This window comes from Vibrio nitrifigilis, assembly GCF_015686695.1.
GTDB lineage: Bacteria > Pseudomonadota > Gammaproteobacteria > Enterobacterales > Vibrionaceae > Vibrio > Vibrio nitrifigilis.
Window position 1 is genome coordinate 2,031,433 of the sequence record NZ_JADPMR010000001.1, and the last position, 15,545, is coordinate 2,046,977.

Genomic DNA, 15,545 nt, shown 5'->3' on the forward strand with positions numbered 1-15,545 from the left:
ATCTGATGGGTCGTGCTACAGTAAATTTGAAAGGTTAATAAGCTCACCCGCTGCTTTCACAGATGATGAGCTTAGTTATTTAGTCAGTTAACTATTTAATGTATGAAATTAGAATTTCATCGATGCGGTTAGATGTGCTTGTAAAGGTGCTCCCAAAAAGGCCATAGCTCCAGCACTAGAATCACCATATAACGATCTAGGGAATGACGCAGCCCAGTAACGTTTATTGGTCACGTTATCGACCGACAAACTCAATGTAAGCGGTTTGTTATAAAAACGTTTTGTGATGTATTTTGCACCAAGATCCAATGTCGTATAAGCACTCATCCACACGTCATTATCTGCGTTGCCAGCGCGTTTCCCGACATAATGAACATTAGCATTGATAGAAAGTCCAGGCACAACATCAAAATCGTATTCAGTCAGCACATTCGCCTGCCACTCAGGGACACCGACAACGCGTTTACCCTCAGTTGAATCACTATAAGAATCGGTTAACGTCGCATCTAACCAAGTGGCATTCGCCATGATTTTTACTTGGCGCGTAACATTGCCGTTTAGCGCCGTTTCAATACCATAGTTGCGCTGCATACCTTGGACGCGATAAATGCTATCACTACTGGCGTAAGCGAGAGGTCGCTTGATACGAAACGCTGCGAGAGACGCATCCAATGAACCTAGGTCCTGTTTTAAACCAAGCTCAATCTGTCGACTCCGATAAGGATCGAGTGTTTCGCCATCATTCTTATAATCGTCGTCATCCACGACCTGACCAGCTTCTAATGTATCGGAATACGCCACATAAGTCGTCGTTTCTGGAATAGGCTTAAAAATCAAAGCTTCAGTACTACTAAAACCATCATCATGATAATTGGCTGAGTCGACATTTAATGTATCAAAATGGTTATAACTGCCCACGAGTAGCGTCGACCATTGCTCATTCCACTTAATCATGTCACCTAAAATAGCTGATTGGGTTATATTCTTTGAATTAAGTTCAATATCCCCATCGGTATAAAATACGGGTTGAGAAAAGGTTTGGGGATCGTCAATATCAATATTATTACCTAAGGTGACCTTTGAACCTGATGAATTAGCAATTGAATAGGTATTCCAAGTATATCCTGTTGTACCAATGGTTACTTGATGCTCGACTGAACCTGTATCGATATGTCCATTTAAACGAGCTTCATTACTGATCAATTTAAAACGTCGCGCGGTTTTTTTTGTGGTTATCGTCTGTGTAAATGTACCATCACTATTCAATTTATTGGTCACACTCATCAATAAACGGTCTACTTTTTGCCCAAGAATGCCGACTTCGGCTTTCCAATTGTCATTGATATCATGTTTAAGTTTAAAACTTCCGGTCGTCGTTTTTAGATCACTACCAGCAAAACTTTGACCATAGCCCTTTTTAGTCGCATCTAAAGCACTGGGTAAGCCGGTCGAGCTTGAGTAATAAAAACCACCAGGATAGCCATACTTTTTGTAGCGATAGTAACTCGCATTCAGCTCAATAGTGGTTTTGTCTGTTGGGTGGAGATCAAATGCGGCGCCAACAGCCTTACGGTCTATTTGAGAACCTGAGACATAACCGTCTCCCTGCTCTTTGATAACATTAATACGATATCCCATGTATTGATTTGGCGTTCCCCCCAAATCAACGGTCGCTTCTCGCGCCCCATTACTGTCTAATCCAATAGATACATCGTTCAGATAGTCCAAAGTAGGTCGCTTAAATTCATAGTTAAAATCACCTGCTGGTGTCGCTGGGCCATAAAGTGCGCCAGTTAAACTATGAATAATTTCAAGCCGCTCATAAAGCTCCATTGGTTGAGCCGTTGTGACGACGACATTCATACCATCTAGGTGAGAGTTAGCCACAACGCTCCCCTCAACCCCACGACTTTGTGGACGTCCGACATCGACACCACCACGCGCTTCCATTTGGGTGGAAGAATCATATTTCAGAGCATCGAATAACCCTTTCACATGTCGATCTTTTAAAAAAGCGCTATTCATTACTGCGGCCGAATATGGGAGATCACTTAAAGCCAGCTCACCTAAAGGATCAACCGTTAGCACATCAGGTCTAAACTCAGTCTGTGTTTCATTTTCTCCATATACAACGACGGTATTATCAGCGTTTACTGTCGATTTGGTTGAAGGTTTGCGCTTACTGGAAGAAGAGTGGGATTGAGATGTGGTTACTTGATCATTTGCTAAAGACGGCATAGAAACGATATTACCTAGACACAAAGCACCAATAATAGCCGCTAGGTTATTGCGTTGAATTTTTTTCATTGACATTGTCCGAATGTAATTAGTAAAGACTAAACACCACCAACACTGATGATATTTATGATTACAAAGACGTTCTGTTTATTAAAATTACGACTGGAATTAATAATTGAAGAATAATTAGGGATATATTTTTATTGATTTAACTCAATCCGACACCATTAATATAATTAAATCTATTATTTACCATTTAATTAACAGCATCTGTTGCATTTAGTTTCAATAGTTTATAAATCAAAGTCAATTTGCTTTACAGTAACTGACATATATAAATAAAAATAACCCTTATAACATGAGAAAAATAATTTGATAAAAATGAAAATTAATTCTATTTTTTGGTTTTTGAGCAAATTAATACATAAAAATCACAAAGCATTAACGATTGGTTATGTTATTTAAAATAAAATATATACAATTAAGACAATTACGAAAAAAACACTTAATGTTAGTAATTATAATATCTGTATATATTGTTAATGAAAATTATATTCATTGAGATTATTTCAAATAGGTTAATTCATTATTACTATAAATTAATATATTAATCCTTTCCGTTAAAATTCTCCTAAAGAGTATATTTCTAGTTGGCGTTTTTGATAAACATAGATAGAGTAAAGTTTGCACATCTATCAATATTTGTCCCGATGGAGAAAGGAGAAATACATGAACGACGTACTTAAAACCTTATATTCACATAAAAGTGAACGTAGTTTTTTAACTAAGCCTGTCCCAGATGACGTATTGGACAATGTTATTCAATCGGCATATCAAGCCCCCACGTCAATCAACTCACAACAGGTATCGGTTTTAGTGGTGCGTAATGCTGAACGTCGCCAACGTTTGTCTGAGTTATGCGGTGGGCAACCTTGGATTGCCAAAGCGCCAGTATTTTTGGTATTTATCATCGATATGTATAAAACAGAACTTGGCATGAAAGCGGTCAGTGAGGAACAAAAAGCAACAGAAAGTATTGAAAGTATCATTTCAGGCTCAACTGATGTAGGTATTGCTTTAACTAGCGCATTAATTGCAGCTCGCTCGCAAGGTTTAGGTGGCGTTCCTATTGGTGGCGTACGCTTAAATCCTAGTAAAATGATCGAGGAACTCGACCTCCCCCATCATACCTTCGCCGTCGCCGGGTTATCTCTTGGTTATGTTGATAAACCTGCACACATTAAACCACGCTTACCAATGGAAACATTTCGTCATGAAGAACAATATCGCAGTGATGGTATGAAAGATAACATCGAGTACTACAACAAAAAAATTACTGCGCATTGGGAAACGATTGGTCGAGCTGATGGTGAATCTTGGAGCCAATCGATTTCCGGATATTATAATCGTATTTACTATCCCGATGTTGCTTCAACTTTAATTAAACAAGGTTTTAGTAACAAATATTAACCTGTTTAATACTAAATTATTTCAACGCCTCACAGTTCGTGGGGCTTTTTATTCAATAAGTAGCTTATAGATCTCTATTCCCCTACGTTAATTTCACACTATCTTTTAATTTCCGTGACATGAAAGAACACCGTTGGGTTAGATTACACCTAACCACTGCCTAAAAAATAATGAGTAATCACTGGCAGATAATAGAACGTTAATACAGAGGTAACTGTCAATAGTTGGCTGAATATTATGACGATACAAACTTTTATAGCACGTAGTAAACAGAGCTTTGACGATTTTATTGAATCAGGTTTTGCGCAACAGCGTTGTAGCATCCATTGCCAATTCTCTCGTCAGCAATTAAATGAATTAGATTTGTGCCGTTTGGAAAGAACGAATGTGGTTACTTTGTCTTTTTCTATCGATGGTAAAATGTTTAAGCAGGGCCAAGCATGGTCAAAAAAACATTAGCCTAAGATTGGGGCCAACAAATGGCCCCAACGCAGAATTATTCGACACCAACCATAACATTAGATGCTTTAATAATTGCAGTAGCAGGCTTACCTACCTCAATCCCTAACGAACGTACTGCACCAAGCGTAATAACTGAAGCAATCACCAAACCATCCGCCAATTCGATTAAAATTTCGGCATTAACAGCCCCTTCATCGATGGCTTTAACTATCCCTGTAAATTGGTTTCTAGCGCTAATTTTCATAATTATTCCCTTATAATCATGTTGTTAAAATAAATGTATATTATGCTTAACCTAGTAATCAGAGCTCATCTACTTGTCATCGCTCAAGCTCAAGTAGGGCGTATATGCTGATAAGCACATATTGATACTATTGAATAACCTTAACAAAAACAAGTGTTAATGATATTAGAGGGGATTTCTATAAGTACGGTGATTGTTATCGATGCAACAAATAATCCCCCTAAACAAGTGGGATAGATCAGATTTTGACAAATTTAAAGTAAAACACCTAATTAGGGTAATACCCCCTAGTAACGGTCTTGATTATCATGTCGGTTTAGAACAGCTCTGTCACAGGACACGATCAGATGGGCCTAGGGTTAACAGTGTCATCACCATTCGAAGATTGGTTTTTTAAAAGCCGTATTCTCCAAGTACGCTATACCATGATGTGTACTGCAATTCTGTACATAATTTATTGTTTTATTGAAGAAACAATGGAGCTTCCCGATGGATTATTTCGTTGCTTACTGCATGGTGTGATAGTTCCGATTGGATTATTCATCATAACGGCCCTGACCTTTTTCCCAAACGCTTATCCCGTGATGCGCGTTATGCTCTTCACTGCGCCGATTACCACTATTACAGCTAACCTCTATTTTAATTTACATACGGAATCCTTTGCTTATTTAGCACCAGAAATTTACCTTAATGTTTTATGGGTCTTTGTTATGTCTGGCTTATCTTTAACATTAGCCACCTTCAGCATCCTCATCTGTTTTCTCATTACGATATTTATAACTCTCAGTGAGAGTTATATGCCGAGTATTGATATGGCATTGCATTATCTTTGGATGGCATCTGCAGCTGTATTTGGAATTATCACATACACATTATTACGTCACTCCAGCCATCAAATATACTTGAATCAGTGTCACTTAGAAGAAAAAGCCTCTTCCGACACAATGACTAATGTATGGAGTCACGATTCTTTGGCTCGTTTTTTCGATGAAATGAGACTCTCTGATACACAAAACATTGCGATAATGATGGTCGATATTGACCATTTTAAACGCCTCAATGATCGACTTGGTCACGTTGCAGGACATTATGTGCTCGTCGAATTTGCTGCGTTATTGAAAGAGAATTGTCGAGGTTATGATTATGTTGGCCGCTACGGTGGGGAGACGTTTTGTATTTTACTGCCTAAAACTCCGCTTAACCAGGCTAGACTCATTGCCGAATCACTTCGTGCCATTATCGCCGACCATAAATTTAGCCAAAGTATTTCTTTAACTGCTAGTATTGGTGTCGCTATGGTAGAGCCTAATCACGATTTCGATACCATTGTTGAACTCACCGACCAAGCTTTATTTAAAGCCAAACACGATGGCCGCAATAGTGTTGTGATGGTTAATGAAGACCACCAGTATCAGCTGATTTAATCTGGTTGATTAACGGAGTTTTTTTGATAACTGTCGGTTGAGACAACGATTGCAGCGCCAAGCAGATGGCAATACTTACAATCCCGACCCATCCATACCACCCGAGCGTTTCTTTCACAATGGTCACAGCCAGTACCGTTGCAACAACAGGCTCGAACAAACTGAGTAACGTTGCTGAACTGGCGGTAACCGTTTTTAACCCATAGCCAAAAAGAAGATACCCTAACCCCATAGGGATAAGGGCCATATAGCCTCCGACAAATAACGAAGACATTTGAGAGAACAGGGTATCTCCGGTAAGAAAAAGGCTTGGCAGTAATAGCATCGAACTAAGCCCAAACAAAGTGCCGATGGCGGCTCTAGAGGGTACCCCCTGGTCAATTAACTGCTTTGCTACCCATGTATAGATCGCATAGGCAGTGCCACCTAAAATACCAACGCCAATTCCCAATAACCGGTAAGGATGTGAGCTAAACAAGGGCTCATCATGTTGACCAAAGATAAGAAAACATATTCCCACAACGCCAAATAAAAGGCTCATCAACCACCCAATTGAGATATTGACTTTACCACCAACAAGGTGCTCTAAAGCGACAGAAGCAAAAGGCGCGGACGCGATACAAACTACCGTACCGACAGCGATTCCAGCTAAATGCATCGATGAATAAAAGGCTAACGGGTACATAGCGACGGTGATGCCACCTACCAAACACAGGGTTTTATTATCCCATAATCGCCGGTGAGATATATGGAGCGATTTCCAGGCGATAGCAAACTGGATTATCCCGCCAAAGCCAGTAGCAAATGCACCAATCGCTAACGGGCTAACTTGGGGGATAAAGGCAGCAAAAATTCCAGAAGTTCCCCAGAAAAAAGACGCCAGCAAAATGGCTAATATACCCATAAAACAAAATCCATCTATCGAACCCTTCTCATCTAACGGTTATAGTCAGCGTCTGAAAATACCAAACCTTTGCAATTTGTTGAATATTTATTGATATAGATCGATGTCTTGTATGAACTTTTTTATAAAATTTCATACCACATCATTCTAGATAACGGACCATCGCTTTGAATTTTCACCACAACTGGTGTTCTCAACCGCTTAAAACCAGCATAAGTTCTAAATCATATGCGCAATTTATGTCGCTCATTTTCTTTGTTGTATTCACGCCCATTTGTTTTGCGACTCATTTAAATTTTGCTTGGCCTCTCAATGTTGGGCCACTCAACCCTCACCTTTATTCACCTAACCAAATGTTTGCTCAAAGCATGGTGTATGAACCATTAGTCAAATATCAAAGTGACGGCTCGGTCAAACCTTGGCTGGCAAGTCATTGGACGCTTTCAGCAGATGGCCGAACCTATACCTTTACCCTGCGCCACCATGTCACCTTTTCCAATGGTGAGCCTTTTAATGCTCAGGCTGTGGTTGATAACTTTCGCACGGTGATGGATAACAAAGATCGTCATGCATGGTTAGAATTAACCAACCAAATTGAGTCTTATAAAGCGTTAAATGATGACACTTTTCAACTCACACTAAAACACCCTTACTACCCTGCTTTACTCGAACTTTCTCTTCCTCGTCCATTTCGCTTTATCGCTCCTTCTCAATTTATCGATAACGAAACGAAAAACGGCATTAAACACCCTATTGGTACCGGTCCTTGGATATTGACGAAAACTCGTTTAAACCAATACGACGAATTTAAACGCAACGAACAGTATTGGGGAGCAAAACCTGCGATAGAAAGCATCACCGTTAAAGTCATTCCAGACCCCACCAGCCGTGCTTTAGCAGTTGAAACCGGCGACGTTGATTTAATTTACGGTGTCGATGGCAGTGTTTCTCCTGACACATTTGAGCGCTTTAGTCAGTCACATCAATACACCACCGAGCTGTCGCCCCCGATTGAAACCATTGATCTTGCATTAAATACCAAACACAGCCCAACAAAAGAGTTAGCCGTAAGGTTGGCGATTAACCATAGTGTCGATAAAGAGGTTATGATCAAAACGGTACTTTATGGCACTCAATCTAAGGCAAATACGCTATTCGCTCCTACCGTTCCTTATGCCAATATCGGTTTAAAACCTTACCGTTATGATATCCAATTAGCGAACTCGCTGCTTGATAAAGCGGGCTGGCAACGTTCTTCTGTACAGGGGATTCGTTATAAAGGCAAACAACGCCTTAATATCAATCTGTCTTATGTAGGGACGAACCCTGTAAGCAAATCTATGGCGGAAATCATTCAGGGCGATTTGTTTAAAGTGGGGATTGAAGTCAATCTGCTCGGAGAAGAAGAAGGTTCTATTTATCACCGCCAAAAAAGCGGTGAGTTTGATATGATTTTTAACCGTACCTGGGGCGCGCCCTACGATCCTCATGCTTTTTTAAGTTCCATGCGAGTACCTTCGCACGCCGACTTCCAAGCTCAGCAAGGCCTTAAAGATAAATCCCTTATCGATCAAGAAATAGAACAAGCTTTGATCTCCACTGACAACAAGAAGCGCCAAGCGCTGTATCGCGATATTTTAACTCGGCTACATAAAGAAGCCGTTTACCTACCACTCACTTGGGTACAAATGTACGTGGTAGCAAACCCAAAATTTGGCCCTATCCCATTTAGTGCAATACCCAGCCATATCCCGTTTGAACATATTTTAAAGCAGAGATAATCCTATGTGGCAGTATATTTCACGACGTTTACTGATGCTTATTCCAATACTGCTGGCTGCCTCAGCCACTATCTTTTTTTTATTGCGACTTGGGCCAAACGATCCAGCCATGGAATACCTGCGTTTATCAGGCCTCCCCCCAACCGACCAATTGTTACAAGCCACCCGTATTGATCTCGGTTTAGATCAGCCGCTTTGGACCCAATATGGGGTTTGGCTAAAGCACGTAGTTCAACTCGATTTTGGTCATTCCTATGCAACGGGTCGACCCGTTTTACAAGAGCTTATGAGTTTTGTGCCAGCAACTGCATTACTTGGGGTCACAGCGCTTGCTATGATTTTGTTCGGTTCAATCCCTATTGGGATGCTCTGTGCGAGATATCGCAACAAGTTTCCCGATTACCTGCTGCGCCTCATTCTATTTTTGGGCGTCAGCATGCCCAACTTTTGGTTAGCCTTTTTGCTAGTGATTCTATTTTCAACTCATCTCCATTGGCTGCCTGCACTTGGCTACGGTGGCATTAGTCACTTATTGATGCCGGCTTTTTCCATCGCGTTTATGTCTTTATCGATAAATACGCGTTTGATTCGCACCAACATGTTAGAAGTCTCTGGCCAGCGCTATGTCACTTGGGCGCGCCTACGCGGTGTCAAAGAGTCTAAAATTCAGCGCAATCACATCTTTCGTAATGCAATGCTCCCAATCATCACCTCGCTTGGACTTCATATTGGCGAATTGATTGGAGGCACACTGGTAATTGAAAGTATTTTTGGTTGGCCTGGCGTCGGGCGTTACGCCGTCACTGCAGTATTCAACCGCGATTTCCCAGTGATTCAGTGTGTTACCTTGCTCATGGTCGTCGTTTACGTACTGTGTAACCTGCTGGTCGATATTGCCTGTGCTGCATTAGATCCACGCGTACGTCGCTTGTCTATCGAGGGAAACGTATGAACCATTTTTTCCAGCATAAAAGTCACCTTGGACCATTGATACTGGTATTCACACTACTGTTCATGGCTATTGTCGGCCCCTACTTTTTACACTACGACTCCAATGCCATCGACCTACCAAACCGGTTGTTACCCTCTTCGACACAACATTGGCTTGGTACCGATCATTTAGGCCGGGATACTTTCACTCGGTTAGTCGAAGGAGCACGAACCTCATTAAGCGCCGTCGCGTGCGCAATAGCGTTAATTATTTGTATTGGTGTGACAACTGGCACAGTCGCTGGCCTTATGGGTGGCAAAGTCGATGCAACTCTAATGCGTATTACCGATATTTTCCTCACCTTCCCAACCATGATTCTGGCACTGTTTTTAGTCGCGGTATTAGGGACGGGGATCACCAACGTGATTATTGCCATCGCCCTGTCTCACTGGGCTTGGTATGCACGTTTAGTACGTAGCATTGTGCTGGCTCAACGTAACAGTGATTTTATACTCGCTGCCCGTTTATCGGGAAACCAAGGCTTCGGGTTATTCAAAGATCATTTTATGAGCCCCATCATTTCTCAATTAATCGTGCTGGCTACCATGGATATTGGCCATATGATGCTGCATGTTGCCGGAATGTCTTTCTTAGGGCTTGGCGTTAAATCCCCGACTCCTGAATGGGGCGTCATGATTAGTGATGCTCGCCAATATATCTGGACTCATCCGAGTCTTATGTTCTGGCCTGGCTTAGCTCTATTTGTCAGTGTCGTCGCATTTAACTGGTTAGGTGATGCGTTGCGTGATCATCTGGATCCATACCTACAATTGGAGCACGTCCACTCATGAGCCACACTCTTGCACTCAACAACTACACCATCTATGCCGGACAAACTCGATTGATCCATAATATTTCGCTGCAAATTAAAACCGGTGAAATTCTTGCACTTATTGGTTCCAGTGGTTCAGGTAAATCGTTGACCTGCTGCGCTGCATTAGGTGCACTCCCTCACGGATTGCATCAATCTTCTGGCTCTGTAATCTTTGATGATCACCAAATAACTCATGAACAACTTCGCGGTCATACCATATCGACGATTATGCAAAATCCTCGCAGCGCATTTAACCCCGTTCATACAATGAAACAGCATGCGTTAGAAACATTAACGATTGGAAAACAGATAAAAACCGATAGTTATTCAGACGTTATCGTAAAAACCATGCGTGAAGCTGGTTTAGATCAACCTGAAAAAATTCTTAGCTTGTATCCTCATGAAATGAGCGGTGGCATGCTCCAACGTATGATGATTGCTCTCACTATGCTCAGTGGTAGTCCATTTTTATTTGCAGATGAACCCACCACCGACCTTGACTTAGTGATGCAATCCAAAATTTTGGAGTTATTGAAATCGCTGGTAGATAAACAACAATTAGGCATTTTATTGGTCACCCATGATATGGGCGTGGTAGCAAAACTCGCTCACCGTGTTGCCGTTATCGACCAAGGGCAGATTGTTGAACATAATTCAATTTCTACCATATTTACGCGCCCAGCCCACCCCATCACTCGTGAACTGGTCAACGCCCATCTTTCTCTGTACAACATGGCACTTGAATGATGACTTTACTTTCCACTTATTATGTCTCACATGGCTACCAGCGTTTTTCCCTACTGGGGAAGAAACCCTATCAACCCGTTCTTAAAGAGATCAATATTCACCTCTATCCCAATGAATCTGCTGCTTTATTGGGTAATAGCGGCTGTGGCAAAAGTACACTTGCGCGGATGCTTTGTGGATTAGAAATCCCTAAAGAAGGTGAAATTATATTTGAAGGTCGAACGACCAAACAAATGAATCGAACTCAACGGCAAGCCATGCATCGTGACATCCAAATGGTGTTACAAGACTCAGTCAGCGCCGTTAATCCTCGTAAAACTGTCGCGTCCATTATTCAAGAACCGCTCAAATACCTCACTTCTATGTCTAAGTCAGAACGAATGGATAGAACAATTCAACTGCTTAACCAAGTAGGATTGCCCGATTCTATGCTCAATAAGCGCCCTCCTCAGATAAGTGGCGGTCAATTACAACGTGTCTGTATCGCCCGCGCATTAGCCTCAAAACCCAAACTCATTATTCTTGATGAAGCGTTATCCAACTTAGATTTAGTACTTCAGATAAAAATGGTGGATATGCTAAAAGAGATTCAACATCAAACCGGTATTGCTTGGCTATTGATTACTCATGATATCCGTTTAGCGAAACAATTTTGCCAACGTATCTTAGTTATGAATAACGGTAGTATCGTCGAAGAAGCCGATATGAAAGCGGATCTTTGTTTTCTCCACCCAGCAGCACAAGAGTTGGAAGACGCTATTTTACCCCCCTTGCCTGCCATATTAACGGAATAGAGGACTCTGACATGCAAAGACTGACTATCACCATGGACGACGATTTGGTCGATTACCTCGATAACTTTATTCAAGAGAAAGGGTATACCAGTCGTTCAGAAGCCGTCAGAGATTTAGTCCGTGATTCACTGAGCACAGAGAAAAGCCAACGGAATGAAGAATGTCTCGGTGTACTTTCCTATCTTTACGAGCATGAGACTCGCGAGCTGGCGCGTCGTCTAACCAATACTCAGCACCATCATCACCATCTTTCTGTCTCAACGTTACATATGCACATTTCAGAAGAACAGTGTCTGGAGGTCTCTATTTTACAGGGAAAACGTCATCAGTTAGAAAACTTAGCAGATAGTCTTATTTCTCAACGCGGTGTTAATCACGGGTATTTACGCCTACTGCCTAAACCCAAAGATGAGTAAGACCTAAATTGCACATAAAAGTAAGCCCTTCTTTACGAAGGGCTTAGTATTCAGATAATGGGTTTTAACAAGGTCTTTGTGGGCCACAGGCACCCGGTCCTGCTGCTGGCGCAGGTTGTGCGTGAGGAGGACCAGGCTGAGCATGGGGATGATCGGCTGGCGGAGGAAGAATACAGCCGCCTAGCAATAAAGCTGCCAACAGTGACAAATAACGAATTTTCATAATCAATCTCCTCAAATCGTTTCCATCAGTGTACTGATATAGCAGTTCGGTTCGTCAGATCATGGTCAAGGTTTGGTACAGCTTTGATACACAAATCAGCTAATGACCCATAGCTTCACTGCTTAAACTGAGTATCTCTATCAAGTGTGGCGCTACGCCATCATCCGTCTCTTGCTCGTAAGCGTAGTGAACAAATCACCAAATAGGTCTGATAAATAATTGTTCATTTTCATATTCTCACTATGGGTGTGATTGAAATAACAATTTGATCACAAACAATGCCACTTTTTGCGTATTAATACTCGCTATTCGATGAAAGGCGAGTATAGTGAATTAAGGCTCTTACAGAGCTGTTAATGTTTTAATCGGGTAAAAGTTCCTGTCAATTTCGTTGCTGTGCAATGTCTTACGTCGACAATAACCTTCTGCTTCGTTCCACATTAATACCCTGCCAAGAGTCATATATGCCCAGTCGAATGGTACTCGATGGGTATAAGTGTTTATTTAGGAAGTTATTAACAGAGGTTAGACATGTCAGAGAAAGTGACAGGTTCCGTTAAGTGGTTTAACGAAACAAAAGGATTTGGTTTTATTGCTCAGGATAATGGTGGAAAAGACGTATTTGTTCACTTCCGCGCTATCGTATCTGATGGTTTTAAAACCTTGTCAGAAGGCCAAAAAGTTAGCTTTGTAGTTGAAGATGGCCCTAAAGGGCTTCAAGCTAGCGAAGTCACTCCACTGTAATCCATCGACATCATTCGATCGACAGATTTTATATCAGGGCTGATGGTTAACGTCAGCCCTTTCATTTTCACTCTAACCCCCATCATTAGGTTAGTCCGCATAACCGCTACCTATCGCACTAAACGGCAAATCTAGACCTAAATCAGGAATCTGCTTAGCTATCCATGCTGGAAACGTATTGCTATTGGGACCCGGAAATAACGTGTACTGTTCAGCCCACGGATAATGTTCTGCCTGAGATTCTATTTGTGGGATTAATTGCGCCGCTTTCTGCCCTCGAAGCTCGAGTAATTTTTTAGGTTTAGACCCATACCAAAAGCGGTCCGGCGTTGATGTTTGATAATGATGAAGAGCCGGCAAACCTCGTTTGAGGCGCCAACCAACCACTTCATAAACAGTATATTCTGCCGCTTTTTCTGGCTTAACGGCAATCCAAGTATGAATAGCAAACCAACCACGCCAGCCGTATGTATCTGCGCCATAGACTTCAATCACAGCTTCTTGGTGTTCTGAAGGAGAAAGCGCGATTCCAGCCGGTTCACGGCTTGCCGTTTTCCAACCATCGTTACTACACGCGGCAATTAATATCGTAAATCCAACAATCAAAAAGCGGCGACATAAGATGAGTAAATTATATTTGTGCATTGTTCCTCCCTGAATATCTAAACCATTACAAGCTGGAATTAACACTCTATACCCAAATGACCTCAATGGATATGCAACTATTGAGATTGGCGTTGGCGATTCATTTTGATCCAAAATGTTTCTTGGCAACGATTAGTAAAGATCTTCTTACGCGGGGTAATATCGGCAGACTGCGGCTGTTCCATGACTTCGTAACTGATCCAACATTCTTGGCATACTTGATCATCATTAACGGGTTCATCAAATTCGACTTGTTGACGAATCAACGCGCCGTTGGTAAATCGATACCAAGATTCTTCTTCAGGTACGTCACCATCAGAGTCATCAACCGCATTGTGCTCAACGGTAGAAATAAAGACTGAGGAAGGCTGTGATTTCACTGCAGCAATATAGTCGAAAAGTGATGTCATAACGCCTCCTTATAATACGGGTACCCATTATGACTCACTACTGATAACGATAAAACCCCACCGGAGTGGGGTTTTATCTCAATATGATTCTAATCGAATCGCTCGTTGTTAAGCTTGAATCACATTTGAAATGAGGTAGGTGTTATACCCAATGTAAAACAACAATAGGATCGCGCCTTCCCAGCGAGTGATACGACCATTTTTGCCTTTAAAACCAATGGCTGCCGCAAACAAAACAATGGTAACCACCAGCATTGTCATCCAGTCACGCCAGAAAATCTCTCCACCAATGTTTTCAACAGGTTTAATCACCCCTGCAATACCAATTACCGCCAAAATGTTAAACATGTTTGAGCCAATAATATTACCTAAAGCGATATCATGTTCGCCTTTTTTCGCGGCAATAATAGTCGCGGCTAACTCTGGTAACGATGTGCCTAATGCCACAACGGTTAAACCGATAATTAAATCACTGACACCTAACGCATGCGCAATATCGACGGAGCCCCACACCAACAGGCGCGAACTTCCCATCAAAATCAGCAAACTCACAACCAACCAAATAATGGCGGTTTTTGTGCTCATCGTATTCGATTTGATTTCATCAATGGCTTCTGGCTCAAGATCGCTAGCATCACCTTTCATACCACGATAGATTGACCAAAATACAAAGCAGAAAAATCCACCTAGCAATAGCCATGCTTCTACCTGTGAAAGCGTGCTATTCCAAAGCATAGCACCTAACACAATAGAAATAATGAGCAATAAAGGCAGTTCTTTTTTGACGATTTTAGATTGCACAGACAAAGGGGCAATCATCGCAGCTAAGCCAAGCACTAAACTGATATTAACCACGTTTGAGCCCAACGCATTGCCCAACGCCAATGCTGGAGAACCTTCCATCGCAGCCATCGCCGACACCACCATTTCGGGTGCAGAGGTGCCAAAGCCAACAATGACCATACCGATCAATAATGGGGGCATACCTGCATGAAACGCGGTAGCTGAAGCGCTTTCAACAAATTTGTCTGCACTCCAGACCAACAAAACAAAGCCAAAAATAATGGCGAGTATCGATAGCAACATTCGTACTTCTCTTCTTATCGTAATGGTTTAACGTCATCATAAAATGAAGCACAAGGCGAAAGGACATAACGTTATCCAAGATTCAAGAAGACTGCGTTTTACATCAACATAAATGCAATGTCAGATTGTTGGTCTTGAGGAAGGCGATTATA

At 41.7% G+C, this 15,545-nt stretch carries 17 protein-coding genes; 10 read left to right on the plus strand and 7 right to left on the minus strand.

What is annotated here, in order from left to right:
* Positions 1-108: 108 nt before the first annotated feature.
* Positions 109-2,307, minus strand: coding sequence for a TonB-dependent receptor (locus I1A42_RS09015; protein ID WP_196123265.1), 2,199 nt, complete (start codon positions 2,305-2,307; stop codon positions 109-111).
* 660 nt (positions 2,308-2,967) lie between these two features.
* Between I1A42_RS09015 and I1A42_RS09020 the strand changes: the two genes are divergently transcribed.
* Together I1A42_RS09020 and I1A42_RS09025 are read left to right on the plus strand one after the other, a co-directional pair.
* Complete coding sequence (locus tag I1A42_RS09020) at positions 2,968-3,708, plus strand: NADPH-dependent oxidoreductase (protein ID WP_161158171.1); 741 nt, start codon at positions 2,968-2,970, stop codon at positions 3,706-3,708.
* A 237-nt stretch (positions 3,709-3,945) separates the two neighbouring features.
* Positions 3,946-4,167, plus strand: a complete 222-nt coding sequence (locus I1A42_RS09025) for a hypothetical protein (RefSeq protein ID WP_161158170.1) — start codon at positions 3,946-3,948, stop codon at positions 4,165-4,167.
* Between the two features lie 37 nt (positions 4,168-4,204).
* On the opposite strand, the gene I1A42_RS09030 is transcribed toward I1A42_RS09025, so the two are convergent.
* On the minus strand, positions 4,205-4,414 hold the full coding sequence (locus I1A42_RS09030) for a TOBE domain-containing protein (RefSeq protein ID WP_161158169.1): 210 nt from the start codon (positions 4,412-4,414) through the stop codon (positions 4,205-4,207).
* A gap of 365 nt (positions 4,415-4,779) precedes the next feature.
* On the opposite strand from I1A42_RS09030, the gene I1A42_RS25190 reads away from it, so the two are divergent.
* Complete coding sequence (locus tag I1A42_RS25190; protein ID WP_196123266.1) at positions 4,780-5,838, plus strand: GGDEF domain-containing protein; 1,059 nt, start codon at positions 4,780-4,782, stop codon at positions 5,836-5,838.
* Here the strand turns inward: I1A42_RS25190 and I1A42_RS09040 are convergent.
* Positions 5,807-6,742 carry a DMT family transporter gene (locus I1A42_RS09040; protein ID WP_196123267.1) on the minus strand — a complete coding sequence of 312 codons (936 nt, stop codon included), beginning with the start codon at positions 6,740-6,742 and terminating at the stop codon, positions 5,807-5,809. The genes I1A42_RS25190 and I1A42_RS09040 overlap by 32 nt on opposite strands.
* A 239-nt stretch (positions 6,743-6,981) precedes the next feature.
* Between I1A42_RS09040 and nikA the strand changes: the two genes are divergently transcribed.
* The 6 genes from nikA to nikR are packed head-to-tail and all read left to right on the plus strand — an operon-like array spanning position 6,982 to position 12,285.
* Positions 6,982-8,523: a nickel ABC transporter substrate-binding protein gene (gene nikA, locus I1A42_RS09045; RefSeq protein WP_196123268.1), complete on the plus strand. Its 1,542-nt coding sequence runs from the start codon at positions 6,982-6,984 to the stop codon at positions 8,521-8,523.
* A gap of 4 nt (positions 8,524-8,527) precedes the next feature.
* A complete protein-coding gene (nikB, locus tag I1A42_RS09050; protein WP_196123269.1) occupies positions 8,528-9,475 on the plus strand; it encodes a nickel ABC transporter permease subunit NikB in 948 nt (315 codons plus the stop codon).
* A complete protein-coding gene (gene nikC / locus I1A42_RS09055) occupies positions 9,472-10,305 on the plus strand; it encodes a nickel ABC transporter permease subunit NikC (protein ID WP_196123270.1) in 834 nt (277 codons plus the stop codon). The genes nikB and nikC overlap by 4 nt, the downstream gene beginning before the upstream one ends.
* On the plus strand, positions 10,302-11,075 hold the full coding sequence (locus I1A42_RS09060) for an ATP-binding cassette domain-containing protein (protein ID WP_196123271.1): 774 nt from the start codon (positions 10,302-10,304) through the stop codon (positions 11,073-11,075). Before nikC ends, I1A42_RS09060 begins: the two co-directional genes overlap by 4 nt.
* Positions 11,072-11,869 (plus strand): nickel import ATP-binding protein NikE, encoded by a 798-nt coding sequence (gene nikE, locus I1A42_RS09065; RefSeq protein ID WP_230389368.1) that lies wholly within the window; start codon positions 11,072-11,074, stop codon positions 11,867-11,869. Before I1A42_RS09060 ends, nikE begins: the two co-directional genes overlap by 4 nt.
* A gap of 11 nt (positions 11,870-11,880) precedes the next feature.
* Positions 11,881-12,285: a nickel-responsive transcriptional regulator NikR gene (nikR, locus tag I1A42_RS09070; RefSeq protein ID WP_196123272.1), complete on the plus strand. Its 405-nt coding sequence runs from the start codon at positions 11,881-11,883 to the stop codon at positions 12,283-12,285.
* Positions 12,286-12,349: 64 nt separating this feature from the next.
* On the opposite strand, the gene I1A42_RS09075 is transcribed toward nikR, so the two are convergent.
* On the minus strand, positions 12,350-12,508 hold the full coding sequence (locus I1A42_RS09075; protein ID WP_161158161.1) for a hypothetical protein: 159 nt from the start codon (positions 12,506-12,508) through the stop codon (positions 12,350-12,352).
* Between the two features lie 531 nt (positions 12,509-13,039).
* Between I1A42_RS09075 and cspE the strand changes: the two genes are divergently transcribed.
* Positions 13,040-13,252, plus strand: coding sequence for a transcription antiterminator/RNA stability regulator CspE (gene cspE, locus I1A42_RS09080; protein ID WP_161158160.1), 213 nt, complete (start codon positions 13,040-13,042; stop codon positions 13,250-13,252).
* 90 nt (positions 13,253-13,342) lie between these two features.
* Here cspE and I1A42_RS09085 read toward each other — a convergent pair whose 3' ends face one another.
* The 3 genes from I1A42_RS09085 to I1A42_RS09095 all read right to left on the minus strand — a co-directional run bounded on the left by I1A42_RS09085 (position 13,343) and on the right by I1A42_RS09095 (position 15,393).
* Positions 13,343-13,897: a DUF3750 domain-containing protein gene (locus tag I1A42_RS09085; RefSeq protein ID WP_196123273.1), complete on the minus strand. Its 555-nt coding sequence runs from the start codon at positions 13,895-13,897 to the stop codon at positions 13,343-13,345.
* Positions 13,898-13,974: 77 nt separating this feature from the next.
* A complete protein-coding gene (locus I1A42_RS09090) occupies positions 13,975-14,307 on the minus strand; it encodes a hypothetical protein (protein ID WP_196123274.1) in 333 nt (110 codons plus the stop codon).
* Between the two features lie 108 nt (positions 14,308-14,415).
* Complete coding sequence (locus I1A42_RS09095; protein WP_196123275.1) at positions 14,416-15,393, minus strand: calcium/sodium antiporter; 978 nt, start codon at positions 15,391-15,393, stop codon at positions 14,416-14,418.
* Positions 15,394-15,545: the final 152 nt, after the last annotated feature.

Excerpts from the sequence above, each read along its gene's own strand:
- nikC (WP_196123270.1), top strand. The coding sequence starts at position 9,472 with ATGAACCATTTTTTCCAGCATAAAAGTCACCTTGGACCATTGATACTG.
- I1A42_RS09060 (WP_196123271.1), top strand. The coding sequence starts at position 10,302 with ATGAGCCACACTCTTGCACTCAACAACTACACCATCTATGCCGGACAA.
- nikR (WP_196123272.1), top strand. The coding sequence starts at position 11,881 with ATGCAAAGACTGACTATCACCATGGACGACGATTTGGTCGATTACCTC.
- nikE (WP_230389368.1), top strand. The coding sequence starts at position 11,072 with ATGATGACTTTACTTTCCACTTATTATGTCTCACATGGCTACCAGCGT.
- I1A42_RS09090 (WP_196123274.1), bottom strand. The coding sequence starts at position 14,307 with ATGACATCACTTTTCGACTATATTGCTGCAGTGAAATCACAGCCTTCC.
- I1A42_RS09030 (WP_161158169.1), bottom strand. The coding sequence starts at position 4,414 with ATGAAAATTAGCGCTAGAAACCAATTTACAGGGATAGTTAAAGCCATC.
- nikB (WP_196123269.1), top strand. The coding sequence starts at position 8,528 with ATGTGGCAGTATATTTCACGACGTTTACTGATGCTTATTCCAATACTG.
- I1A42_RS09085 (WP_196123273.1), bottom strand. The coding sequence starts at position 13,897 with ATGCACAAATATAATTTACTCATCTTATGTCGCCGCTTTTTGATTGTT.
- I1A42_RS09040 (WP_196123267.1), bottom strand. The coding sequence starts at position 6,742 with ATGGGTATATTAGCCATTTTGCTGGCGTCTTTTTTCTGGGGAACTTCT.
- I1A42_RS09020 (WP_161158171.1), top strand. The coding sequence starts at position 2,968 with ATGAACGACGTACTTAAAACCTTATATTCACATAAAAGTGAACGTAGT.
- I1A42_RS09015 (WP_196123265.1), bottom strand. The coding sequence starts at position 2,307 with ATGAAAAAAATTCAACGCAATAACCTAGCGGCTATTATTGGTGCTTTG.
- I1A42_RS09075 (WP_161158161.1), bottom strand. The coding sequence starts at position 12,508 with ATGAAAATTCGTTATTTGTCACTGTTGGCAGCTTTATTGCTAGGCGGC.
- cspE (WP_161158160.1), top strand. The coding sequence starts at position 13,040 with ATGTCAGAGAAAGTGACAGGTTCCGTTAAGTGGTTTAACGAAACAAAA.
- I1A42_RS09095 (WP_196123275.1), bottom strand. The coding sequence starts at position 15,393 with ATGTTGCTATCGATACTCGCCATTATTTTTGGCTTTGTTTTGTTGGTC.
- I1A42_RS09025 (WP_161158170.1), top strand. The coding sequence starts at position 3,946 with ATGACGATACAAACTTTTATAGCACGTAGTAAACAGAGCTTTGACGAT.
- nikA (WP_196123268.1), top strand. The coding sequence starts at position 6,982 with ATGTCGCTCATTTTCTTTGTTGTATTCACGCCCATTTGTTTTGCGACT.